The 24,202-nt window shown below is 65.8% G+C and carries 22 protein-coding genes; 11 read left to right on the forward strand and 11 right to left on the reverse strand.

Annotated features, from left to right (window positions below):
- Nucleotides 1-66: 66 nt before the first annotated feature.
- A complete protein-coding gene (locus CXY77_RS15340) occupies nucleotides 67-1,164 on the forward strand; it encodes an ABC transporter ATP-binding protein (protein ID WP_092341838.1) in 1,098 nt (365 codons plus the stop codon).
- Nucleotides 1,165-1,217: 53 nt separating this feature from the next.
- Entirely contained in the window at nucleotides 1,218-2,528 is a 1,311-nt protein-coding gene (locus CXY77_RS15345) for a DUF4032 domain-containing protein (protein ID WP_092341837.1), read from the forward strand.
- Nucleotides 2,529-2,804: 276 nt separating this feature from the next.
- Here the strand turns inward: CXY77_RS15345 and CXY77_RS15350 are convergent, their stop codons facing one another.
- The 5 genes from CXY77_RS15350 to CXY77_RS15370 form a co-directional block, all read right to left on the reverse strand.
- Complete coding sequence (locus CXY77_RS15350) at nucleotides 2,805-3,791, reverse strand: type IV toxin-antitoxin system AbiEi family antitoxin domain-containing protein (RefSeq protein ID WP_104130414.1); 987 nt, start codon at nucleotides 3,789-3,791, stop codon at nucleotides 2,805-2,807.
- Between the two features lie 355 nt (nucleotides 3,792-4,146).
- Nucleotides 4,147-5,301, reverse strand: a complete 1,155-nt coding sequence (gene rlmB / locus CXY77_RS15355) for a 23S rRNA (guanosine(2251)-2'-O)-methyltransferase RlmB (RefSeq protein ID WP_104130415.1) — start codon at nucleotides 5,299-5,301, stop codon at nucleotides 4,147-4,149.
- On the reverse strand, nucleotides 5,301-6,716 hold the full coding sequence (cysS, locus tag CXY77_RS15360) for a cysteine--tRNA ligase (RefSeq protein WP_092341834.1): 1,416 nt from the start codon (nucleotides 6,714-6,716) through the stop codon (nucleotides 5,301-5,303). Before cysS ends, rlmB begins: the two co-directional genes overlap by 1 nt.
- Nucleotides 6,713-8,026: a 2-C-methyl-D-erythritol 4-phosphate cytidylyltransferase gene (gene ispD / locus CXY77_RS15365; RefSeq protein WP_104130416.1), complete on the reverse strand. Its 1,314-nt coding sequence runs from the start codon at nucleotides 8,024-8,026 to the stop codon at nucleotides 6,713-6,715. The genes cysS and ispD overlap by 4 nt, the downstream gene beginning before the upstream one ends.
- Before the next feature lie 83 nt (nucleotides 8,027-8,109).
- On the reverse strand, nucleotides 8,110-8,592 hold the full coding sequence (locus CXY77_RS15370) for a CarD family transcriptional regulator (protein WP_092341832.1): 483 nt from the start codon (nucleotides 8,590-8,592) through the stop codon (nucleotides 8,110-8,112).
- A gap of 177 nt (nucleotides 8,593-8,769) precedes the next feature.
- On the opposite strand from CXY77_RS15370, the gene CXY77_RS15375 reads away from it, so the two are divergent.
- Nucleotides 8,770-9,297, forward strand: coding sequence for a hypothetical protein (locus tag CXY77_RS15375; protein ID WP_092341831.1), 528 nt, complete (start codon nucleotides 8,770-8,772; stop codon nucleotides 9,295-9,297).
- Nucleotides 9,298-9,357: 60 nt separating this feature from the next.
- Here CXY77_RS15375 and CXY77_RS15380 read toward each other — a convergent pair whose 3' ends face one another.
- Entirely contained in the window at nucleotides 9,358-10,041 is a 684-nt protein-coding gene (locus tag CXY77_RS15380; protein WP_104130417.1) for a response regulator transcription factor, read from the reverse strand.
- Nucleotides 10,038-11,219, reverse strand: coding sequence for a cell wall metabolism sensor histidine kinase WalK (locus CXY77_RS15385; RefSeq protein ID WP_092341829.1), 1,182 nt, complete (start codon nucleotides 11,217-11,219; stop codon nucleotides 10,038-10,040). Before CXY77_RS15385 ends, CXY77_RS15380 begins: the two co-directional genes overlap by 4 nt.
- A 159-nt stretch (nucleotides 11,220-11,378) precedes the next feature.
- Here CXY77_RS15385 and phoU point away from each other — a divergent pair, with 159 nt between their 5' ends.
- Nucleotides 11,379-12,035 (forward strand): phosphate signaling complex protein PhoU, encoded by a 657-nt coding sequence (gene phoU / locus CXY77_RS15390; protein ID WP_092341828.1) that lies wholly within the window; start codon nucleotides 11,379-11,381, stop codon nucleotides 12,033-12,035.
- Nucleotides 12,036-12,088: 53 nt separating this feature from the next.
- Here the strand turns inward: phoU and CXY77_RS15395 are convergent, their stop codons facing one another.
- From CXY77_RS15395 to CXY77_RS15410, 4 genes are all read right to left on the reverse strand, one after another.
- A complete protein-coding gene (locus tag CXY77_RS15395) occupies nucleotides 12,089-12,841 on the reverse strand; it encodes a phosphoglyceromutase (RefSeq protein WP_092341827.1) in 753 nt (250 codons plus the stop codon).
- A 299-nt stretch (nucleotides 12,842-13,140) separates the two neighbouring features.
- Nucleotides 13,141-14,421, reverse strand: coding sequence for a folate-binding protein YgfZ (locus CXY77_RS15400; protein WP_092341826.1), 1,281 nt, complete (start codon nucleotides 14,419-14,421; stop codon nucleotides 13,141-13,143).
- A gap of 184 nt (nucleotides 14,422-14,605) precedes the next feature.
- Complete coding sequence (locus tag CXY77_RS15405) at nucleotides 14,606-15,370, reverse strand: FABP family protein (RefSeq protein ID WP_104130418.1); 765 nt, start codon at nucleotides 15,368-15,370, stop codon at nucleotides 14,606-14,608.
- Nucleotides 15,371-15,513: 143 nt separating this feature from the next.
- The gene (locus CXY77_RS15410; RefSeq protein ID WP_092341824.1) at nucleotides 15,514-15,765 is read right to left on the reverse strand and encodes a hypothetical protein; all 252 of its coding nucleotides are present in this window, start codon (nucleotides 15,763-15,765) and stop codon (nucleotides 15,514-15,516) included.
- Nucleotides 15,766-15,837: 72 nt separating this feature from the next.
- Here CXY77_RS15410 and CXY77_RS15415 point away from each other — a divergent pair, with 72 nt between their 5' ends.
- From CXY77_RS15415 to pstA, 7 genes are all read left to right on the forward strand, one after another.
- Complete coding sequence (locus CXY77_RS15415; protein ID WP_092341823.1) at nucleotides 15,838-16,530, forward strand: response regulator transcription factor; 693 nt, start codon at nucleotides 15,838-15,840, stop codon at nucleotides 16,528-16,530.
- Nucleotides 16,499-17,533 (forward strand): mycothiol synthase, encoded by a 1,035-nt coding sequence (mshD, locus tag CXY77_RS15420; protein WP_104130419.1) that lies wholly within the window; start codon nucleotides 16,499-16,501, stop codon nucleotides 17,531-17,533. The genes CXY77_RS15415 and mshD overlap by 32 nt, the downstream gene beginning before the upstream one ends.
- A gap of 135 nt (nucleotides 17,534-17,668) precedes the next feature.
- A complete protein-coding gene (locus tag CXY77_RS15425) occupies nucleotides 17,669-19,840 on the forward strand; it encodes an RNA degradosome polyphosphate kinase (RefSeq protein WP_104089125.1) in 2,172 nt (723 codons plus the stop codon).
- 5 nt (nucleotides 19,841-19,845) lie between these two features.
- On the forward strand, nucleotides 19,846-20,781 hold the full coding sequence (locus CXY77_RS15430; RefSeq protein WP_092341876.1) for an NUDIX domain-containing protein: 936 nt from the start codon (nucleotides 19,846-19,848) through the stop codon (nucleotides 20,779-20,781).
- A 150-nt stretch (nucleotides 20,782-20,931) separates the two neighbouring features.
- The gene (pstS, locus tag CXY77_RS15435) at nucleotides 20,932-22,023 is read left to right on the forward strand and encodes a phosphate ABC transporter substrate-binding protein PstS (protein WP_104130420.1); all 1,092 of its coding nucleotides are present in this window, start codon (nucleotides 20,932-20,934) and stop codon (nucleotides 22,021-22,023) included.
- A 145-nt stretch (nucleotides 22,024-22,168) separates the two neighbouring features.
- Nucleotides 22,169-23,110, forward strand: a complete 942-nt coding sequence (pstC, locus tag CXY77_RS15440) for a phosphate ABC transporter permease subunit PstC (protein WP_092341819.1) — start codon at nucleotides 22,169-22,171, stop codon at nucleotides 23,108-23,110.
- Entirely contained in the window at nucleotides 23,110-24,198 is a 1,089-nt protein-coding gene (gene pstA / locus CXY77_RS15445) for a phosphate ABC transporter permease PstA (protein WP_104130421.1), read from the forward strand. Before pstC ends, pstA begins: the two co-directional genes overlap by 1 nt.
- The last annotated feature ends 4 nt before the right edge of the window (nucleotides 24,199-24,202 follow it).

Below are 24,202 nucleotides of genomic sequence, written 5' to 3' on the forward strand. Positions count from 1 at the left end.
GCGACGCACAAATCCTATTCACAACGGATCGTCCGGCACGTTCCTGCCGGTGAAGGAGTAATAATCATGGCTTCAGTGACCTTTGACAAGGCAACCCGGCTCTACCCTGGTTCCACGAGGCCGGCTGTTGACCAGCTCGACCTGCAGGTCGCCGATGGCGAATTCCTGGTTTTGGTCGGCCCGTCCGGCTGCGGCAAGTCCACTTCACTGCGAATGCTCGCCGGCCTCGAAGAGGTCAACGATGGCAACATTCTTATCGGTGACCGCAACGTGACCGATGTCCCGCCAAAAGACCGCGACATCGCCATGGTCTTTCAGAACTACGCGCTGTACCCGCACATGACCGTCGCCGAGAACATGGGCTTCGCGCTCAAGATCGCCGGCATCAACAAGGACGAGCGCGCCGCCCGCGTGCTCGAAGCCGCCAAGCTGCTCGACCTCGAGCCCTACCTCAGCCGCAAGCCGAAGGCACTTTCTGGTGGCCAGCGCCAGCGCGTTGCCATGGGCCGCGCGATCGTTCGTCAGCCTCAGGTGTTCCTGATGGACGAGCCGCTCTCCAACCTTGACGCCAAGCTGCGCGTGCAGACGCGTACGCAGATCGCGTCACTGCAGCGCCGCCTCGGAGTCACGACCGTCTACGTGACCCACGACCAGACCGAGGCCCTGACCATGGGTGACCGGATTGCGGTACTGAAGGACGGCATCCTGCAGCAGGTCGGTTCGCCCCGCGACCTGTACGCGAAGCCGCAGAACGTGTTCGTGGCCGGCTTCATCGGCAGCCCCGCGATGAACCTGTTCCTCGCCGACACCGTCGATGGCGGCATCAAGTTCGGCACCGCGACCGTTCCGGTGCAGCGCGAGACGCTCGCCAGCTCGACCGGCAAGAAGGTCACCGTGGGAATTCGCCCGGAGGACATCCAGATGTCGTCCACCGCTGGCGACGGACTGCAGATCGAGGTCGACCTGGTTGAAGAACTCGGCGCCGACGGCTACCTCTACGGCCACTCCACCATCGAGGGCAAGCGCACCGACATCGTCGCTCGCGTCGACGGCCGCTCGCACCCGAACGCCGGCGAGACGGTGTACCTCACGGCTACCCCGAACCACCTGCACGTGTTCGACGCGGAAAGCGGCCTGCGCCTCGGCGGCGCCGTCACCGACTAGTCTCCATGAACGGCGGGAGGGGCTCGCTCCCTCCCGCCGGTTAGGCTCCAACCATGAGCGGTTCCCTCAATATCATCGCGGCCACTGCCGACCCTGCCCTGCTCGACCTGCCGTGGCAGTTGCCCCTCGATGCCTGGCCGAATGAGAACATCGCCTCGCTGCCCAAGGGCATTTCGCGCCACCTCGTGCGCTTCGCCCACCTGAGTGGGCGGGTGGTCGCCATCAAAGAGACCACGAGCGAGATGGCCAAGCGCGAGTACGACATGTTGCGCACCCTGGCCAACCTCGAGATCCCCTGCGTCGAGCCGGTCGCCGTCATCACCAACAGAACGGATGCCGACCTCGACCCGCTGAATTCGGTTTTGGTCACGCGTCACCTCAAGTTCTCACTCCCCTACCGCGCCCTGTATTCGCACGCCCTGCGACCGGATACCGCTACCCGGCTGGTCGACGCCCTCGCCGTGCTGCTCGTGCGGCTGCACATGATCGGGTTCTTCTGGGGCGACGTGTCGCTCTCGAACACCCTGTTTCGCCGCGATGCCGGTGCCTTTGCCGCCTATCTCGTCGATGCCGAAACCGGGCAGTTGTATTCGGGCGGGTTGTCGAACGGCCAGCGCGAAAACGACCTCGAAATTGCTCGGGTGAACATCGCCGGGGAGCTCATGGACCTCGAAGCCGGTGGCCGGGTCGCCGACGAGCTCGACCCGATTCGGGTCAGCAACGGAATCGTCGCCGCCTACCGACTGCTCTGGAAAGAGCTCACCGGCTCGGAGTCATTCTCCAACTCCGAACGCTGGCGCATCACCCAGCGCGTGCAACGCCTGAACGACCTCGGTTTCGACATCGAGGAACTGGCAATCAAGACCGACAGCGCTGGCTCGAGCGTGCGGATTCAGCCGAAGGTCGTCGACGCCGGCCACCACCAGCGCCGGCTGCTGCGCTTGACCGGCCTCGACGCCGAAGAGAACCAGGCCCGCCGCCTGCTGAACGACCTGGATTCGTACCGGGCCGCTTACGGTTCGCCGGCCGCGGACGAGGAGATGGTCGCCCACGAGTGGCTGGTGCGGGTGTTCGAGCCGGTGGTGCGGGCCATTCCCGAGGAACTGCAGGGCAAGCTCGAGCGGGCGCAGGTGTTTCACCAGCTGCTCGATCACCGTTGGTACATGGCGCAGAACCAGTCCCGGGACATCCCGCTCGCCGAGGCTGTCACGTCCTACGTGCAGGATGTGCTGCGCCACCGCCGGGACGAGGCCACCGTGATGGACCCCGTCACCGAGGCCATCACCCTGCCGATTCGCACGCAGCTCGGCGACGACACGTCTTCTGACCCCGACGATGCCGACGACTGGATGCTCAAGGTCTAGCCTCGCCATCAGGGACGGGGCCCGGGCCCCGTCCCTGGGCCCAGTTTATAAACTGGGCCCCGGGCCACAAGCTGGGCCCACAGAGGTGCAGGCGCGCGCGGTCGGTGCGCACACGGGCATCCACCCCCGCGGGGCCCGGGCCGCAGTCTGTGCGGACAGGGCCCGGGCCCCATCAACGGGCCCGGTTCATGAACCGGTCCACAAGGTGGACCCGAACGCCGTGACGACGAGGACGCGCGATGTCCCGGTTGCGCGCGGGGCGCATCCGCTGCCTGATTACGCGCGCGGAACGTTGTGCTGAATCAGGAATTCGTAGAATAGGCGGGGCGAGTAGGCCGTGTCCCAGTCCCAACGGTCGAAGCTGTTGACTTCTGGGCGCAGGAGATTCTCTCGATTCTTTTCGACGACGACCACCTCGCCGGGGTGGCGGTCGCCCAATATTGCGCCCCGCGTGTATTTGATTTTGCCGTCGAACTCACCGATCTTGCGCACTCTAGGCCAATAGAAGTCGACCCAGTACTCCCGCCCGTGCACTACGAAGCGCACCTGCAGTTCGGGTATCTCGAAGCCCAGCTCGGCCATGCGCACCCGGCTCATCGACTCGCCAGGGTTAGCGGAAAGCAAATTCGAGAAGTCTATGATCCGACGCACCTTCGGGCCTCCGCGTCTCGGATGCACCATCATCAGTTCCGCGTAGAGATCCTCCTTGGCGAGGGCCGCAGCACCGGGGATGCCCATTCGGCGTTCGTTCTCGGCGCGCTCCGCCTCGACGCGCAGGGCGTGGTCCATCATCGTGACGCCGACGAGAAAGCTCGAGGTGGCTGCGACATCGATGAGGGTGCGCGCGAGTGTGGTGGCAGCGCATCCGTCGATCACCACCTGTTCGGGCTCCACCACGCTCCGATGGCTCGTTGTGAACCGGGCGCTACTGCCCCCGGCGGTTTCGTTGTTGATGGCGTGCACGACGTTCGGCCACGGACCGATGATCGGCAGATTGTGCAGCGCTGCCGCCGAGAGGTGCGAGAGGAGGAGCGGCTGCTCGGCCGTGGCCACAGTCGCGCGAACGAATAGTCGATACCGGTCGTCGCTCTCGGCGCCGCGCCACGTGGCGCCCAGAGTGTAGACACCGCGCCGGATGCGCACCAGCTCACCATTCGCAAGCAATGCGCGCACGGCGCGCGTGTTCAGGCCCGCTGCCCAGAGGGACTCGGCGAGAATCAGACCGTCGTTGTGGGCATTGGGGACATCCAGAATGTCAAGCATGATTCAGTGTCACCATTGTCAGGAGGTGGACGCTGGGACAGCGACTGATCTGTGCACAGTGGGGCAAAACATCCGCTGTGGAGGACAAGCACCTGTCGGGACGTTCACGCCATCGCGGTGGTCATCGGGCCCACGTTATGACCACAGGCCCAGTTTATAGACTGGGCCCGTGGACGGGGCCTGGGCCCCGTCCAGTAGGCAAGAGCAACGCGGAAATCGGACCGCACGAACGGACGCGACACAGGCCCCACGCAATCGGACGAGCCCGACCTCTTCGGGCCCACCTTATGACCATAGGCCCAGTTTATAAACTGGGCCCGTGGACGGGGCCTGGGCCCCGACCACGCGGCGGGGGCTAGGAGAGCTTGGCAGCCTGCTTGGCCTGCTTGATTTGGGCGCGGAGACGAGCCACCTCGTAGAGGGTGACGCCGGCGGCGATTCCGGCATTGAGCGACTCGGTCGCCGCGCTGATCGGAATCGAGACGATCGCGTCGCAGGTGTCGGTGACGAGGCGAGACAGGCCTTTGCCCTCGCTCCCGACGACGATCACGATCGGGCGTTCGGCGAAGCCGATGCCGAGGTCGGGCAGCGACACGTCGCCGCCACCGTCGAGTCCGAGCACGAACACGCCCTGCGCCTTGAGCGCCTTCAGCGTCTGGGTGAGGTTGCTCGCCATGGCGACGGGCGTGCGCGCCGCGGCGCCGGCGCTGGTCTTCCAGGCTGAGGCCGTGACGCCGACCGAGCGACGCTGCGGCACGATGATTCCGTGGCCGCCGAACGCAGCGGTCGAGCGGATGATCGCGCCTAGGTTGCGCGGGTCGGTGATGCCGTCGAGGGCCACGAACAACGGCTTGTGGCCGCGGCTGATCGTGAGTTCGAGCAGCTCCATCGGGTGCGCATACTCATACGCGGGAACCTTGAGGGCGAGGCCCTGGTGCACGGCGTCGCGACCGGCGAGACGGTCGAGTTCGGGGCGCATGACCTCGAGGATGGGGATATTACGGCTGGTCGCCATGAGCAGAACCTCTTTGACCCGCTCATCCATTTCGATGCGCGCGGCAATGTAGAGGGTCAGCGCCGGGATCTTGGCGCGCAGCGCCTCGAGCACCGAGTTACGACCGGTGACAATCTCGTGCTCGTCGATCTGCTTGGCGCGACGCGTCGAGGATCCGCCACCGCCGGTGTTGCCGGTGCCGCGCTGGGGTGCACCCTGCGAGGCGCCGCGGGCACCACCGCGGGGGGCGCTGCCGCGAGCCGGGGTGCCGCCGCGCGAGCCGCCACGGTTGGCGGAGGCATCCGCTGCGGGGCGCGAGTTGAAGCCACCGGCAGCAGTGAACCGCTCGGCGGCCGCCTTACGCTTACCGGCGGGGTGGTACGGACGGTCTTCGGCCTTGGGGGTGGGCTTTTTGCCCTCGAGCGCCTGACGGCCCTGGCCGCCGGAGCCGACCTGGGCTCCGCGGCTGCCCTTGCGCACCGATCCAGTGCGCGATTTGCGGTCAAGATTCTTCATCAGTCAAAGCTCCAATGGGCACCCGACGGGGTGTCTTCGATGGTAATTCCGGCGGCGACGAGTTCGTCCCGGATTCGGTCTGCGGCCGCATAGTCGCGGTTTTCGCGGGCGTCGTTGCGGTCGCCGAGCAGTCGCTCGACCAACGCACTCAGGGCCACCATGGCCGGTTCGTCTGTTGCCACGGCCCAGCCGGGCGACAAAGGGTTGATTCCCAGCACTTCGCTCATCGCGAGTACTTCACTGCGAGCGGATGCCGCAGCGTGAAGGTCTTCGGCATCCAGCGCGGCGTTACCGGCGCGCACGGTGTCGTGCAGCACGCCGAGCGCTTGCGGAACGGCGAGGTCGTCGTCCATCGCCGCGGCGAAATCATCGGGCACGACCTCGACGCCAGTGCCGGCGAACCGGGTTCCGGCCAGCCGACGATCGGCGCGGTCGAGAAAACTCTCGACCCGTTCGAGGGCGGCTTCGGCCTCGGCCAGCGAGCCCTCGTTGTAGTCGATGGTGGATCGGTAGTGGGCAGCGCCCAGAAAGTAGCGCACGACGATGGCGCGGGCCTGTTCAAGCAGTTCGGCCGCGAACACCGAGTTGCCGAGCGACTTGCTCATCTTCTGCCCGTTCACGTTGACCAGACCGTTGTGCACCCAGTAGTTCGCGAAGTCGCTGCCGGCCGCGTTCGATTGGGCCAGTTCGTTCTCGTGGTGCGGAAACCGCAGATCCAGTCCGCCGCCGTGAATGTCGAAGTGGTCGCCGAGGTAGCGCGCGGCCATGGCCGAGCACTCGATGTGCCAGCCCGGACGCCCCTGGCCCCACGGCGACGACCAGGCTGCGGAGTCGGGTTCGCCGACCTTGGAGCCCTTCCACAGGGCGAAGTCGCGGGGGTCGCGCTTGGCGCGCGGGGAGGGATCCGCTGCCGCTTCCATATTGCCGGGCGACTGGTGCGTGAGCGCGCCATAGGCCGCCCAGCTGGCACTGTCGAAGTAGACGTCGCCGGACGCGTCGGGGGCAGCATACGCGTGGCCGCGCTCGATCAGGGTGGATATGAGGGTCTGCATCTCGGTGATGCTCGCCGTCGCGCGCGGCTCGTAGGTGGGGGCGAGAATGCCGAGGCGCTGGTAGCCGGCGGTGAACTCGAGTTCGTAGCGGTACGCGAGCGCCCACCACTGCTCGCTCGAGCCCTTCGCGTTGATCAGGATCTTGTCGTCGATGTCGGTGACGTTGCGCACGAAGGTGACATTCATGCCGCGGTAGCTGAGCCAGCGACGCAACTGGTCGTAGACCAAGGCGCTGCGCAGATGACCGATGTGCGGGCTGGACTGCACGGTGGGGCCACACACGTACATCGAGACCTGGCCCGCTTCGAGGGGGACAAAGTCGCGCAAGGCTTGCGCCTTCGAATCGTACAGTTGCATGGTCACGCCTCCCAGTTTAGGTCAGGGGTCTGACCCGGCTCGGGGGCAGCGTAGAGCAGCGCGGTTGCCGTCGCGGCGATACCTTCCCCGCGTCCGGTGAAACCGAGCGCATCCGTGGTGGTCGCGGCGATATTGACCGGTGCAGAGAGGATGCCGGAGAGCCGCGTTTCGGCTTCGGCCCGACGCGGTGAGAACTTGGGGCGGTTGCCGATGATCTGCACCGAAACGTTGCCGACCCGGTAGCCGGCGGCCGCAACCAGGCGCACGGTTTCCTCGAGAAAAACGTGGCCGTGGGCACCGCTGAAGCGCGGATCGGCCGTGCCGAATACGCTGCCAATGTCGCCGAGTCCGGCGGCTCCAAGAAGGGCATCGCAGATGGCGTGGGCCGCGACATCGCCGTCGCTGTGTCCGCTGAGTCCGCTCTCCCCCGGCCAATATAATCCGGCCAGCCAGAGTTCCGTCGTGTCGTCGGCCGCGAAGGCGTGCACATCGAGGCCGGTGCCGATGCGCGGAAGCAGTGTGGGCTGCGGGGCGGCAGCCTGCAGAATCAGATCGGCGCGCTCGAGGTCTTCGGGCGTCGTGATCTTGAAGGCCAGCGGATGCCCACCGATCACGCTCACCGGATTCCCGGCGTCGGCCACGAGCGCTGCGTCGTCGGTGAGCGCTTCGAACCGGCCGTTCTGCACGGCCCAGGCGCGGGCGGCCTCGAGCATGGCGCGGGGAAACCCTTGCGGGGTCTGCACTGCGGAGAGTTCCGACCGATCGACGGTTCCAAGAATGGCACCGGATTCGGCGACACGCTTGATGGTGTCGACCACGGGCTGGCCCGGAATGACGCCGTGCCCGGTGGCGCGCACAGCGGCGACGACCTCGTCGCACAGTGCGGCAGGGGTGAGTGCGCGGGCGGCGTCGTGTACGAGCACCACGTCGACGCTCGGCAGCAGGGCGTTCATGCCCTGGTCCACGGAGTCCTGACGGGTGCGTCCCCCGGCGACCACGGTCACGGACCCGGTGGGCGCCTCGTGGCGGGCGACGGCGCGGACGGCGATGGCGCGGGCATCCGCTTCCCGATCGACGGGGGCGACCACGATGATCTGCACCGGCTCGTTCATGCCGAAAATGGAATCTAAGGCATGGTCGAGCAGCGGGCGCATATGCAACAGCACGAATGCTTTGGGTTCGGCGTGGCCGAGGCGGGTTCCGCTGCCGGCAGCGACCACAATGACCGCGACCGTGGGCGTCGCGGCGACAGCGGAGGCGGGTTCGGGTCGAGCGCCGCGGAGGGGCTCTGCCGGCGAATCGGTGGAAACAGTCATATCTGGAGGGTATCTATCTGGTGAAGTGCGAGGGAACATGCAAAAGGCGGCGCCTCACGGCGCCGCCCCTCACGAAAGAATAGTCAGGAAGCAAGGACCTCATCGAGAACGGTGGACGCTTTCTCTTCGTCGGTCTTTTCGGCCAGGGCCAGCTCGCTGATCAGGATTTGGCGAGCCTTGGCCAGCATGCGCTTCTCGCCGGCAGATAGACCACGGTCCTGGTCGCGGCGCCACAGGTCGCGCACGACCTCTGACACCTTGATCACATCGCCGCTTGCCAGCTTTTCGAGATTGGCCTTGTACCGGCGGGACCAATTGGTGGGCTCTTCGGTGAACGGTGCGCGTAGCACTTCGAACACCTTGTCGAGGCCGTCCTGGCCGATCACATCGCGAACGCCGACGAGGTCGACGTTTTCGGCGGGAACTTCGATGGTGAGATCACCCTGGGTGACATTCAGCTTGAGGTACAGCTTCTCTTCGCCCTTGATGATGCGGGTCTTCACCTCGGTGATCATTGCGGCACCATGGTGGGGATATACGACGGTTTCGCCAACCTGAAACAGCATGGATGTGATCCCTTCAGCAACTTCTAAGATACCACAGCTTCGAGGTGCTACAGTACGCGCGCCCCCGCGAGGCACCGGCCGACAATCGTGCGCTCACACACGCCGCTAAGCTAGTGACAAAGAGAATTTTGCAGCGTCGGCCACTGTCGCGCGCTGCTTTCAGTAAGTGGAGGTCTTGTGAGAGCGCGCATCGCTGCATCCGTCGTCTTGGCGGCTGGCATTCTGTTGGGCACGAGCGCGTGCGGATTTTTCGCACCGCAGGCCACCTCGATTCAGTACAACGCGAGTGACGGCGTGAGCGGAGACGTCGGCGAAATCCACGTTCGCAACGCCCTACTGGTCTCCGCCGACGGCGAACTGGCCAACCTCATCGTCTCCGTTGTTAATCCGACGGACACCCTGCAGCAGGTGCTCGTGCAGTACAAGTCCAGCACCGGCACGGTGTCGCAGGACATTCCAGTCGAGGCCAACACCACCGTGACGTTCGGCACCGACGGCGCCCCCTCGGTGGTGCTGGAGAACATGGGCAGCCAGCCCGGCTCGCTGTTTCCGGTGTTCTTCCAGTACGGCGAAGAGACCGGCATCGAACTGCTGCTGCCCGTTCTTTCTGGCACCCAGGGCGAGTATTCGACCCTGATGCCCACGCTCGCACCGACCGAGACTCCCACCGAAACACCAACACCGACGGCCACGCCCGCCGCGTAACGTTCTTCTAGCTCAGGCCGTCGCCCCCCTGCGGGTCGGCGGCCTGAGCTGTCTTTCGGGCTACGCTTCGAACCGGTAACCCAGCCCGCGAACGGTGACGAGCATCACCGGCTCGGAGGGCGCAGTTTCGATGCGCGAGCGAATGCGTTTGATGTGCACGTCGAGCGTCTTGGTGTCACCGAAGTAGTCGGTGCCCCAGACCCGATCGATGAGCTGGCCGCGGGTAAGCACCCGGCCGGCGTTGCGCAGCAGAAATTCGAGCAGTTCGAATTCCTTCAACGGCATGTTGACGAGCTCGCCGGAGACGGTGACGGCGTGCCGCTCCACGTCCATGCGCACCGTGCCGGCCGTGAGCATGGTGTCCACATCGGCCGTGCTCTCGTCTTCGTGCCGCCGCAGCACCGCGCGAATGCGGGCGACCAGTTCGCGGGTGGAATACGGCTTCGTGACATAATCGTCGGCGCCGAGCTCGAGCCCGACGACGATGTCAATTTCGGAATCCTTCGCCGTGAGCATGATGATCGGCACGGTCGACCGGGTACGAATCTCCCGGCACACCTCGGTACCCGGAATGCCGGGCAGCATCAGGTCGAGCAGAATCAGGTCGGTGCCGTTCTGGTCGAACTCGCTGATCGCGCTCGGGCCGTCTTCGGCTACGACGACCTCGTAGCCCTCACGCTCGAGCAGAAAGCTGAGCGGCTCGCTCAGTGCGCTCTCGTCTTCAACCAAGAGGATGCGTGTCATAGTGTGTCTCCTGCCGCCGCACGGACGGCTCGTTTCGGTTGGATAGTGTCGACGGGCTTCGCCGCCTCTGGAAGGCGAATGGTGAAGGTGGATCCGCTGCCGGGCTGCGACCAGACTCGAATGTCGCCGCCGTGGTTCTGCACGACGTGCTTGACGATGGACAGGCCGAGGCCGGTACCGCCGGTGTGCCGGGACCGGGCCTGGTCGACTCGGAAAAAGCGTTCAAACACCCGATCGAGGTCGGCCTCGGCAATTCCGACGCCCTGGTCGGTCACGGTGATCTCGACGATGCCCTTCTGCAGGCGCACGCCGACGCCCACCCGGGACCCCTCGAGGGAATAGTTCACCGCGTTCGCGACCAGATTGTGCACGGCCACGGTGAGCAGTGCCTCATCACCGAAGACCAGGGCGCCGGACTTCTTGCCGATGACGATCGTGATGCGCTCGGCCTCGGCGACCACCCGGCTTTGGTCGACCGCGGCGGCGACGATGTCGTCGACCTTGAGAATCTCCGGTTCGGCGAGGGCGTCCTGCGCCTGCAGCCTGGAGAGTTCGATGATCTCCTGGGTGAGGCGGCCGAGCCTGGCCGACTCTGTCGTTAACCGGTTGGCGAACCGGCGAACCTGCTCCGGTTCATCCGCTGCCTTGTCGAGCGCCTCGGCGAGCAGCCCGACGGAGGCGATGGGGGTTTTCAGCTCGTGGCTGATGTTGGCCACGAAGTCGCGGCGCACCTCGTCGAGGCGAAACGCTTCGGTGCGGTCCTCGGCCAGAAGCAGCACGTAGCGTGTGCCGAGTCGGGCCAAGCGCACCCGAAAGCGCATGCTCGCGTCGCCGAACGGGCCGCGGGAGAGCACGAGGTCTTCACTGATCGGCTCGCCGGTCAGCCGTACCCGGCGGGCCAGTTCGAGCAGTTCGGGGTGCACGAGCTGCTGGTTCCAGACCAGCCCGAGGGTGAGGGCTCCCGGGCTGGTCTTGATCACGTTGTTCGACGGGTCGAGAACGACCCCGGCAGTCTCGAGGGCGTCGAGCACCTGATCGATACCGTCCGGTACCGCTGGGTTCACTACCTCAGAGGCGCGGCGACCGTGACGCTCGGCGACGTGCACGAGCGACACGAACCCGGCGCCAACACCGAGTCCGAGTGCCAGCGACAGCAACACCAGCCACGTCGATTCCATCTCTACAGATTACTGACAGTCTTCGGCCGTCGTTCGCAGCGTGGGTGTGCGGGAGCCTGTACTTTAGAAAGTGTTCAAGTCTGCGGCACCTGCCGTTAACCTGAATTCGACATCATAAACCGATCGTGCGTGTTCGCGCGGCAAGGAAGGAACACCCCCATGCGCGATGTATTTCAACAAGAACTCGCCGAAGTTCAGCAGCGACTCGTGGAAATTTCGCGCCTCGTCGCGATCTCCATGGACAAGGCCACTCGCGCTTTCAACGAAAGCGACGTGGGTTTGGCCGAAGAGGCCATCACTGAAGACGAGAAGATCGACGAGCTCACGGTCGAGCTTGACGAGCTCGCCATCACCATTCTCGCGCGCCAGCAGCCGGTCGCCCGCGACCTGCGCATCGTGGTCAGCGCCCTGCGCATCAGCGCCTCCCTCGAGCGGATGGGCGACCTCGCCACCCACATCGCCCAGCTAGCCCGGTACCGTTTTCCCGACAAGGTCATCCCCAAGGGGCTGCGCGGCACCTTCGCCGAGATGGGCGCCCTCGACGTGGTCATCGCGAACATGCTCACCGAGCTGCTCACCCACCAGGACATGCACCTCGCCGACACCATTCGCAACGAGGATGACAAGGTCGACGCCCTGCACCTGAGCGTGTTCGACGCCGTGCTCGGCGAGACCTGGAAGGGACTCGCGGCCGACACCGTCGACGCGACCCTGGCCAGCCGATACCACGAACGTTTCGCGGACCACGCGGTGTCCATCGCCAAGAAGGTGCAGTACCTCGGCACCGGGGCCTGGCACCAGGACGACAACGTCTGATTTCTGGCACGCGAGAGGCCCCGGAGGTCCTACTCCGGGGCCTTCTATGCCGGCTACTTCTTGTTGCCTTGGGCTGCTACTGCGGCCGCTCCGGCGGCTGCCGCCTCGGGGTCGAGGTACTGCCCCGGCGCCAGCGGCATGAGGTCTTCGCCGAGCTGGTAGACGAGCGGGATTCCGGTGGGAATGTTCAGCTCGGCGATGTCCGCGTCACTGATTCCGTCGAGGTGCTTGACCAGGGCCCGCAGCGAGTTGCCGTGCGCGGTGACCAGCACGGTCTTGCCCGCCTGCAGGTCGGGAACGATGTCGGACTGCCAGTAGGGCAGCATCCGCTCGACGACGTCTTTGAGGCATTCGGTGCGGGGCAGGTCGGGGCCGAGGCCGGCGTAGCGGGCGTCGTGCGCCTGCGAGAATTCGCTGGAGTCGTCGAGCACGGGCGGCGGGGTGTCGTAGGAACGGCGCCACAGCATGAACTGGTCCTGGCCGAACTTGGCCTGGGTGGCGGCCTTGTCGAGGCCCTGCAGCCCGCCGTAGTGGCGTTCGTTGAGGCGCCAGGAGCGCTTCACGGGGATCCACATGCGGTCGGCTTCCTCGAGCGCGAGGTTCGCGGTCTGGATGGCGCGGGACAGCAGGCTGGTGTGCAGCACGTCGGGCAGCAAGCCGGCGTCCTTCAGCAGCACGCCGGCGCGCGCGGCCTCGGTGGCGCCTTGCTCGCTGAGGCGAACGTCCACCCAGCCGGTGAACAGGTTCTGCTGGTTCCAGGTGCTTTGGCCGTGACGGAGGAGGACGAGTGTGTAGGGGGCAGACATGTGCCCACTCTATCGAGGGCGGTCGGTGTTCGTGCGGGCAGGCGTTGGCTGCAGCAGTACGTGCGGCCACAACGGATGCCGCCACCCGCGTGATTGCGCGCGCGGCAGCGCCCTCGTCGTGTTGGCTGACAAGACTGCGGAGATTTCGGAGGGATCAGGCCCAATCTGCCATGTTTCATCAGGGGCTGCGAACGAGAATCTCCGCAGTTTTGAACGGTGCCGCCGATACCCGTCTACGTCAAGCTCTCGCCGAAGGCGCGAAAATATAGTCCGTAGCCTGAATTTGAGGCAACCGCAGGCTAGTGCGCGGTGCGCACTCCGAGGCGGGGCAGGCGCGGGATGTCGGCGACGGATCCGGCGGACTGCGGCACGATGATTTCCTGGGCGGCCGAGATGCTGATTCCCTCGGACTCGACGTACAGCGTCGACGCGGCCGGAATGGTGCGCTTGATCACGGCGAGGGCGATCGGGCCGAGCTCGTAGTGGATCGCGCTCGAAGTTATGGCGCCGACGGTGACCCGCTCGGCTTCTTGCTCGGGCCGGACGCGATCGGCCTGCACGGGGTCGCCCGGGGCGGGAAGCACTCCCTCTGAGCCGTCGAGGTGCAGCATGACGAGGCGGCGGGGCGGGTGGCCGAGGTTGTGCACCTTCGCCACGGTCTCTTGCCCGCGGTAGCAGCCCTTGCTCAGGTGCACGGCGGTACGCAGCCAGTCCAGCTCGTGTGGGATGCTCTTCTCATCGACCTCGCGGGCCCGGCGCGGGCGCCAGGCGGCGATGCGCAGGGCTTCGAGGGCGAGGAGTCCGGCGGGTTTCACTGGTGAAGCGGATGTTGCGGCGCTGGTCTCGCGGGCCGGCGCGGTCCGGGTGTCGGGCGTGCCGAGCGCGGGTGTTTCGGCGGGCGCGGCGGCGAGGGCGGGCGTTACCGTCAGGGTTCCGGCGGCGAGGGCATCGCGCAGGGCTGGCAGGCTCGCGCGCGGTACGAGGGTTTCGGTGTAGGTCCAGAGGGTTCCGGGATGTACGGGGGTCTCGGCGTACTGGTGGCCGCCGCGGGTGACGGAGGCCCAGGGGTCCAGCCAGGTCAGGGGCACGTCGTTGGGTGCGGCGGCGGCGAGGCCGACGGTGGCGGGGGCATCCGTCATGGCGCCGATCGTGGCGTAGGCGAGGGTGTGGTCGACGACCTGAACGCGCAGCATGAACTTCATGCGGTCGAGGAAGGTGTGCAGGGCGGGCAGTTCGGCGGCTTCGAGGAGGAGCCAGGTTTCGACGCCGTCGTCGAGCACGCGGATGGCGAATTCGAGGCGTCCGGTGGGGTCGAGCAGCAGCATCTCGGTGGATTCGCCGGGTTTCAGGGCTTTCAGCTCCTGGCTGGCGATCGAGTTGAGCCAGGTGAGGCGGTCGGGGCCGGCGACGGAGAGCACGCCGCGGTGCGAGAGGTCGACGATGGCGCGGCCGGCAGCGAGGGTGCGCTGCTCGATCAAGGGGTTGCCATAGTGGGCGGCGACGCCGGTGTCGATTCCTTCGGACTGCACCGCGCCGGGCAGGGTCAGCAGCGGGGAGACGGTTGTTACCGGGTCTGTCATGTCGCTCAATTCTGCCGGCCGGGTTGACGGCGGCTGGGGGTTCCCCCGTATCAACAGTACGGGTGCGTGATTTATTCGGGGTGGGGCGACTGCTCGGGCGAACGGGCCCACCTTATGACCATGGGCCCAGTTTATAAACTGGGCCCGTGGACGGGGCCTGGGCCCCGTCCCCAAAGGGGAGGGGCTACTGGACGCGAGCCAGGCGGCCGGAGGCGTGGGTGCGGAGGTCCTGGCCGAGGGCGGCGATGTCCCAGGCCCAGAGCAGGTGATTGTCGACGAGGCCGTAGAGGCGGGTGGCGGCCGCGTAGGGTTTGGCGCCCGCGGTGCGGAGCACGGCATCCGTTGCGAGGTCGATGCGCGGACCCTTGACCTGCCCGAGGTAGAGCTCGGCGACGCCGCCGGGGTGCACGAGGGTGACCTCGATGTCGAAGCCACCATCACGGTTGCGCAACGTTTCCACGGCCGCAGCCGACGTGAATGGACGTTCCCCGGTGCGGGGCAGCATGCCGGGTCCGGGGTCGCCGTCGCCCTGATGGCGACTGAGCCGCCAGTATCCGGTTTCGGTGACCAGCGGGGTTCTTTCGTCCGACATCAGCTCGGGCGGCAAGTTCACGGCGCGCGTTTCAGCGGATGCCGCCGCGCCCGCTTCGGAGGACGCGGGCGTTTCAGCGGGCGCGGCGGCCTCCGTTTCAGCGGGCACGGCGGCATCCATTTCAGACGCTGCCGCGCGAGCGGCGGCATCCGTTGCGGATTCGGGCTCGAGCCAGGTGTAGGAGCTGTAGTTCAGGTGCGGCAGGCCGTCGTGGCTGAAGCTGATGCGGTGGCCGAAGGTGCGGCTGACCGACTCCTCGCCGATTTTGTATTCGAGCACGCCGGAGCCTTCCCAGACTCCGATCAACCAGGAGAGCGGAACAAGTTCGGACGGCAAACCGACCGGAAGGTCAAACATACGTACTTACCGCTGCCCCCGGTACAGCTTGTAAACAACCATGCCGGACACCCAGGCGATCGACAAGCTGGCGAGCCCCAGGAGGCCCAGGAAGAAAAGTTCTAGCGCTAACAGATCCATGCTGCGAGTCTAGTGGGGGCGCATCAGAGCGAGACGACGATTGTCGCCACCACGAGAATGACGATGGCCCCGGTGATGCTCATGGTGACCCGTTTGACGTAGCCCTCTTTGGTGCCGGTGGCGATCTGCAGGCCCAGCGTGACGAGCGTGCAGAGGGCGAGGGTGAGGCCGATCCAGCCGATCGCTGAGGCGGGCGTGGCGAGAATCGCGGTGAGCACAGCGCCTACAATCGCCAATACCCACACGGTCGCGATCGTTTTCCAGTGCCAGCTCACGTCTCTATTGTGCCTGACCGCCCGCGTTCCATGGCACGCTAGTATGAAATTCGAGATACTTGGAGGGCGCGAGTGGCGCAGTTGTTGATCCTGACCTCGGCGGCCAACAATGATGTACTCCCCGCCCTGGCGTTGCTGTCGCACAGCGCACGGCTGATTCCCGCCCAAGCGGACCAGCTCATCAACGCGCCCGACTCTGACCTCATTCTGGTCGACGCCCGCACCAATCTGGCCGCGGCCAAGTCGCTCTGCCAGATACTGCGCACGATGGGCAGCTCCACTCCCCTGCTGCTCGTGATCACCGAGGGCGGCCTCGCCGCCGTCAGCCCCGATTGGGGCGTCGACGACGTCATCCTCGACACAGCCGGCCCGGCCGAAGCGGATGCCCGCATCCGCCTGACCGCAGGCCGCCTCGCCCAAACCTCGCCGTCGAACACGATTCGCGCCGCCGGCGTCGTCATCGACGAGGCGAGCTATTCGGCAAAGGTGCACGGCAAACCGCTCGACCTCACCTATAAGGAGTTCGAACTGCTGCGGTTTCTGGCGGCGCACCCGTCACGGGTGTTCACCCGCGAACAACTGCTGAGCGAAGTCTGGGGCTACGACTATTTCGGCGGCACCCGCACGGTCGACGTGCACGTGCGGCGCCTACGCGCCAAGCTCGGCGACCAGGAGTCGATCATCGGCACGGTGCGCAACGTCGGCTACCGGTTCAACGTGCACGAAGAGAACGATGAACGAGTTCCGAATTCTGTTCGCGCTTAGTACAGCGGATGCCGCTGGCCTGGCTACCTTTCGCCGGGTCGCCGCGGGGGCGCTTGCCTTCGACGGGTACGCGCCGTTCAATGAGCAGGCGTTGTATGACCTGCAGGCTGGTCTTCGGACCGCCTATTTGGTGCGCGTTGCCGGTCACGAAACCGAGACAGGTCACGTGCCCGGTATGGCGGCCTCGACGGGCTCGACCAACGGAGACGGTCACGTCGGCGCCGCGGCGACGATCGTCGTGGGAGCAGCGCTGGGCGGACGCGGGGAGATTGACCTGGTGATCAGTCCGGAATATCGGCGACGCGGGTTTGGCCGAACGGCCTTTCGTGAACTCGCAGCGACCGAGCCCAACGGGCTGACCGCCTGGTCGCACGGCGATCATCCGGCTGCTCGCGCCCTCGCGATCGAACTGCGGTTCGTCGCCGCCCGCACACTGCTGGAATTGCGCAAGCCACTCTTTTCGGCTGAAGCCGGGGCAGGCGCATCTGACGCTGCGCCGGAAGCCGAGGTGGCGGGCGAAGCTGAGGCTGCCTCGGCGAGCGGGGCGGGGGCATCCGTTTTGGGCGATGCGAGTATTTCGGGATTTCGGGTGGGAGTTGACGACGCCGAATGGGTCGCGCTCAACGCGTTGGTGTTCACGAGCCACCCGGAGCAGGGTGCGATCACCGAGGCCGACCTGGCCGCGCGGCAGGCCGAGGACTGGTTCGATGCCGACGACTTTCTGATTCTGCGCGACGCCGACGGCCGCATGATCGGCTATAACTGGCTCAAGGTTGACGGGGCGATCGGCGAAATTTACGTGGTGGGGGTGCATCCGGATGCCGCTGGCCGCGGGCTCGGCCGGGTGCTCATGCAGGCCGGCCTGCAGCGCCTGGCTGACGCCGGTTGCACGAGCGCCGCGCTCTATGTCGAGGCCGACAGCCTCGGCCCGGTGCACCTGTATCGGGCGCTCGGCTTCACCGACCACACCGTCGACGTGCAATACCGCCGCCTCGCCGGCTGAGGCACCACCGACTGACACCGCGCGACGTAACACTGGGTACCCGACACGCCGCAAAGTCAACGGCCCCGGCATAATTTCGCGTGACGTTCACCCGGTTCGTCGCGACGGCGCGACCAACGGTGTCAGGATGGTCAGATGGACGGCGAAATCACCCAAGCAGACTCGGGACTCACAGACTTCGATGACGACTTTGACCCACTCATCGAAAAAGTCGACCCCACGCTGCCGGACGACCGCTACCTCGACCGCGAGCTGAGCTGGCTCGCCTTCAACCAGCGGGTTCTGGAACTGGCCGAAGATGAGAGCCTGCCGGTACTGGAGCGCACCAACTTTCTCGCCATCTTCGCCAGCAACCTCGACGAGTTCTTCATGGTGCGCGTCGCCGGCCTGAAGCGCCGCATCCTCACCGGGCTGGCGGTGCCAACCAACGTGGGGCGCGCTGCCCAGGACGTGCTCAGTGACATCTCGGCCGCCGCCCACGCCCTGCAGGATCGCCACGCCCTCGCCTTCCAGAGCCTCGTGCGCCCCGCCCTCGCCGAGGCCGGGATTGAAGTCGTCGACTGGCAGAGCCTCGATGACTCCGATCGTCGTTCGCTCCGTACCTATTTTTCTAACCAGATTTTTCCGGTGCTGATGCCTCTCGCGGTTGATCCGGCGCATCCATTTCCTTATATTTCGGGCCTGTCGCTCAACCTGGCCGTGCGGGTGCGCAACTCCAAGACCGGCAAGCAGGAGTTCGCCCGGCTCAAGGTGCCACCCATGCTGCCACGCTTCGTGCGGGTCGACCGCCGGGAGTCGGTTGACCGCATCCGCTATATCGCCCTGGAAGACCTGATCGCCAACCAGCTCGGCGATCTGTTCCCGGGCATGGAGATTCTCGAGCACCACGTGTTTCGGGTCACCCGCAACGAAGACGTCGAGATCGACGAAGACGAAACCGAGAACCTGATCAAGGCGCTCGAGAAGGAGCTGCTGCGTCGCCGGTTCGGCCCGCCCATTCGGCTCGAGATCACCGAGGACATGGACGAGGTCACCCTCGGCCTGCTCGTGCGCGAGCTCGACGTGACCGAGCAGGAGGTCTACCACCTGCCCGCGCCGCTCGACCTCGGCGGCCTGTTCGACCTGCGCATCGACCGGCCCGACCTGCACTTCGCCAAGCACGTGCCGACCACGGCGGCGCAACTGTTGCCGAGCGAGCCCAACGCCGAGCAGGACATCTTCGCCGCGGTCGCCAAGCAGGACGTGCTGCTGCACCACCCCTACGAGTCCTTTGCGACGAGCGTGCAGGCCTTTCTGGAGCAGGCCGCGGCCGACCCGAACGTGCTCGCCATCAAGCAGACGCTGTACCGCACGAGCGGCGACAGCCCCATCGTCGAGGCCCTCATCGCCGCCGCCGACAGCGGCAAGCAGGTGCTCGCGCTGGTGGAGATCAAGGCCCGCTTCGACGAGCAGGCCAACATCACCTGGGCACGCAAACTCGAAAAAGCCGGCGTGCACGTGGTCTACGGCCTGGTCGGCCTGAAAACCCACTGCAAGCTCGCCCTCGTGGTGCGCTACGAGAAGGGCGTGCTGCGGCACTACAGCCACATCGGCACCGGAAACTACAACCCCAAGACCAGCCGCATCTACGAAGACCTCGGACTGCTGACAGCGGATGCCCAGGTCGGCAAAGACCTCACCCGCCTGTTCAACGAGTTGTCGGGTTACGCCATTGAGAAGAAGTTCAAGCGGTTGCTGGTGGCTCCACTGCACCTGCGGAAGGCTTTGCTGAAGCACATCGCGATCGAGACCGAGAACGCGCTCGCCGGTAAGACCAGCGGCATCCGGATCAAGGTGAACTCGATGGTCGATGAGGACATCATCGACGCGCTGTACCGGGCCAGTCAGGCCGGCGTGCAGGTCGACGTCTGGGTGCGCGGCATCTGCAGCCTGCGGCCGGGCGTCGTAGGCATGAGCGAGAACATTCAGGTGCGGTCGATCCTCGGGCGGTATCTCGAACACTCGCGCATCTTCAGCTTTCACAGCCTCGGCGGAACCCAGGTGTACATCGGTAGCGCCGACATGATGCACCGCAACCTCGACCGCCGGGTCGAAGCTCTCGTGCGGCTGGTCGACCCTGAGCATCTGGTCGAGATCGATGCGCTGTTCGAACGTGCGATGGATCCGCGCACGTCGAGCTGGTGGCTCGACGCAACCGGCCAGTGGACCCGCCACGACGTCGACGAGAACGGCGTACACCTGGACGACATGCAGAACAAGTTGATGCAGCAGATCAGCGCGCGCAAGCGGCCGTCCGGGCGTCGCTAGTGGCTGTGAAATCGACCGACGTTTACGCCGCCGGAGCGGTCTGCTGGCGCCTGATTGACGGCCGCATGCACGTGCTGCTCATTCACCGCACAGTGCACGGCGACGTGACCATCCCCAAGGGCAAGGTTGACCCGGGCGAGACTCTGCCCCGCACCGCGGTGCGCGAGGTCGAGGAAGAGACCGGGCTGGCCGTCGCGCTCGGTGTTCCGCTCGGGGTCTCGCACTACGATATGCCCGACGGCCGCACCAAGATCGTGCACTACTGGGCCGCCGAAATTACGCCGGAGGCCATCGCGAAATCGACGTTCGTGCCGAACGGCGAGGTCGCTGCCATCGAGTGGGTCACCATTAAGAAGGCTCGCACCTACCTGACTTACCCGGCCGATGTGGAGATTCTCGAGACGTTCTCTGCGCTGGTCGACGCTGGCGTGACTCGCACGTTCGCGCTGATCGCGCTGCGCCACGGTAAGGCGGCGCCGCGCACTGGCGACGGTCCCGACGCGCGTCGCCCGCTGACCGCGCGCGGCGTAAAGCAGGCCGCGAGCCTGGTCGACACGATCACGGCCTGGCGCCCGCTGCGCATTCTCTCGAGCACCGCAACGCGGTGTGTCACGACGGTGGCTCCGCTGGCTGCGTTCACCGGCATCCCGATCAAGCAATCCGAGCTGATCAGCCAGGACGCCCTCGAAACCGGCGAAGCGGATGTTCGCACCGTCGTCGGCAAGCGGGTGCGGGCCCGCAAGACGGCGGTTTTGTGCAGCCACGGGCCGGTGCTGCCGGAGATTTTGCGGGAGATCGCGCTGGCGACGGGCTCGCAGCCGTCTGCGGCGCTGTCGGACGCGGCGCATTTGGACACCGGAGGGTTCTCGATCGTGCACCTGTCGTCGGAGAACCCGGCCTCGGGCATTCTGGCCGTGGAGACATACCCCGCGACTGCCTGAGCCGCGGGGCAGCAAGCGTTATCTCTCGTTCACCTTCTGTTTACCTTCAGGATGGTCGGCGGTTACTTCAGATCTCTAGCCTCGTTCACGGGCCAGCACCGGCTTGCATCAGCAAACACAGTCTTGTCAAAACCCTGAAAGGGAACACACGTGAACTTCAAGCGTTTCGGCCGTCCCGCGGTCATCGCCATTGCCGCAGGCCTCGCACTCTCGTCCTGTGCAGCAAACGAAGGCGCCGCACCGGCGTCCGACGAAGCGTCGGCCTCGACGCTCACCGGCACCCTCAACGGCGCGGGCGCCAGCTCAATGGATGCCGCCCAGCAGGCCTGGATCGCCGGCTTTCAGACCGCTAACCCCGCCGTCACGATCAACTACGAGCCCTCCGGCTCGGGCGGCGGACGCGAAGCATTCATCGCCGGCGGCACCGACTTCGCCGGCAGCGACTCCTACATGAGTGCCGACGAACTCGCCGGCACTTTCAAGTCCTGCGCTCCCGACAGCAAGGCCGTTGACCTGCCGGTCTACATCTCCCCCATCGCCGTGATCTTCAACGTCGACGGCCTCACCGACCTCAACATCGATGCTGACACGCTCGCCAAGATTTTCTCCGGCGCGATCACCAGCTGGGACGACGCTGCCATCGCCAAGCTGAACCCCGACGCGAGCCTGCCGGCCACGGCCATCGCCGCCGTGCACCGCTCGGACGACTCGGGTACCACGAAGAACTTCACCGACTACCTCGGCAAGGCCGCCTCTGACGTGTGGACCGAAAAGGCCTCTGACACGTTCCCCTTCCCCGGCGAGGGTGCTAAGGGCACCTCCGGTGTGGTTGACGCCGTCACCAACGGCGTGGGAACCATCGGCTACGCCGACGCTTCGCAGGCCGGCAAGCTCAGCACCGCCAAGCTCATGGTCGGCACCGACTTCGTGGCTTACACCCCCGAGGCTGCGGCCGAGGTTGTCGCCGGATCGCCCCTCGTGCCCGACCGCGCAGCCGATGACCTCGCGCTCGACCTGAACCGCAAGACCACCAACCCGGCCGAGTACCCGCTGGTTCTGGTGAGCTACGCGATCGTCTGCAACGAGTACGCTGACCCGGCCAAGGGTGAGCTCGTCAAGGCATACATCGAGTACATCGCCAGCGCTGCCGGCCAGACCGTTGCTGAGGGAGCCGCCGGTGTTGCACCACTGACGAGCGAACTCGAAACCAAGGTCGCCGCGGTTCTCGCGACCGTCAAGTAACAACGTTTACCTACCTGCCCGGTCCTTTCTCGCACATCTGCGAGGACGGATCGGGCAGACTGGGGTGTACGGCCAGTTGCGTCCAGCCGCATGGCACCCCCGTTTCACATAATTTCACCAGCACGACGCTACTTAGGAGACCGGCATGACCACCGCTGCCGCCACGACCATCAAGGCCAGGCAACGCCCGGGCGACCGCATTTTCTCCTCGGCCACCGTGATCTCCGGCAGCCTGATCCTCGCCATGCTCGCCGCCGTGGCCATCTTCCTTCTCGTCGAAAGCCTGCCCGCGTTTGTCGCGGCGCCCGAGGATTTCAGCGGAGACGTGACCAACTTCTGGTCCTACGTAGGCCCGCTCGTGTTCGGCACGATCTACTCGGCCATACTGGCGCTGCTCATGGCCGTGCCGGTAGCCATCGGCATCGCCCTGTTCATTTCGCACTTCGCCCCGCGCAAGCTCGCGCAGGGCCTCGGCTACCTCGTAGACCTGCTCGCCGCCGTTCCCTCAGTGGTGTTCGGGCTCTGGGGCATCGGCGTGCTGGCCCCGCTCGTGCAGCCGTTCTACACCACCATCGTGGAGTGGTTCGGCTGGTTCACCCCCTTCGCTGGCCCGGTCTCGGGCACCGGGCGCACTATCTTCACCGTCTCGATTGTGCTCGCCGTGATGATTCTGCCCATCATCACCGCCATCTGTCGTGAGATTTTTCTGCAGACGCCGCTGCTGCACGAGGAAGCCGCTCTGGCCCTCGGTGCCACCCGCTGGGAAATGATTCGCATGGCCGTGCTGCCGTTCGGCCTGCCGGGCATCATCTCCGCCTCGATGCTCGGCCTCGGCCGAGCCCTCGGCGAGACCATGGCCGTGGCCATGGTGCTCTCCCCCAGCCCCGAGGTGATCTTTCAACTGCTGACCGCGCAGAACTCCAACACGATCGCCGCCAATATCGCGCTGAACTTTCCCGAGGCGCACGGCGTTGGCGTGAACATTCTGCTCGCGACCGGCCTCATCCTGTTCGTCGTGACGCTGCTCGTGAACATGCTGGCCCGGGTCATTATCAACAGCCGTAAGGCATTTTCGGGAGCCAACTGATGTCATCCGTTTTGGAAGCCGCGCCGCTGACCAACTCCCTGACCGCCGGCAAGCTGCCGCGCCGTTCGTCGCTCTGGGTGCTGCTGGCCAGCTGGGCCGTGTCGGCCGCCTTCTTCACCATGCTCTACCTCTCGGGCGCCGTCGACGGCTTCAACATTGTGGGCACGGCCGTGTTCGGCACCGTGCTGTACTGCGTGGCCATCTACGTACTGTCCCGCCTGGTCGAGGGCTCGCGCAAGGCGAAAGACCGGCTGATGACGGCGCTCGTGACGGCCGCGTTCGTGATCGCCCTGCTGCCGCTGATCTCGATCATCTACACGACGGTTGTGAACGGGCTGCCCGCGTTTTTGACGCCGACGTTCTTCACCAATTCGCAGCGCAACGTGGTCGGTGCCGGCGGCGGCGTGCTGCACGCCATCACCGGCACGCTGCTGGTCACCGGCGTCGCGACGCTCATCTCGGTGCCGATCGGTCTGTTGACCTCGATCTACCTGGTGGAATACGGCCGCGGCCGGCTCGCGAGATCGATTACCTTCTTCGTCGATGTGATGACCGGCATCCCCTCGATCGTGGCCGGCCTGTTTGCGTTCGCACTGTTCGCGCTGCTGTTCAACGACCCAGGTGTGCGCTTCGGCTTCGGCGGGTCGATCGCGCTGTCGGTGCTGATGATTCCGGTGGTAGTGCGCTCGAGCGAAGAGATGCTCAAGCTCGTGCCCAACGAACTGCGCGAGGCCGCTTTTGCACTGGGCGTGCCGAAATGGCTGACCATTCTCAAGGTCGTGCTGCCGACATCCATTGCCGGAATCGTGACCGGAGTCATGCTGTCGATCGCCCGCGTGATCGGTGAGACGGCGCCGCTGCTCATCATTGCCGGGTTCACGTCGAGCATGAACTACGACCTGTTCAGCGAACGGATGATGACGCTCCCGGTGTTCGTGTACACCCAGTATGCCAACCAGGGCGCCGATTCGCAGGCCTACATCGACCGGGCCTGGGCCGGGGCGCTCACCCTGATTCTGATCGTGATGCTGCTCAACGGTCTCGCCCGCCTCATCGCCCACTGGTTCTCGCCCAAGCTGGGCCGCTAACTCT

Source organism: Cryobacterium sp. N21 (assembly GCF_002929575.1).
GTDB classification, from domain to species: domain Bacteria; phylum Actinomycetota; class Actinomycetes; order Actinomycetales; family Microbacteriaceae; genus Cryobacterium; species Cryobacterium flavum.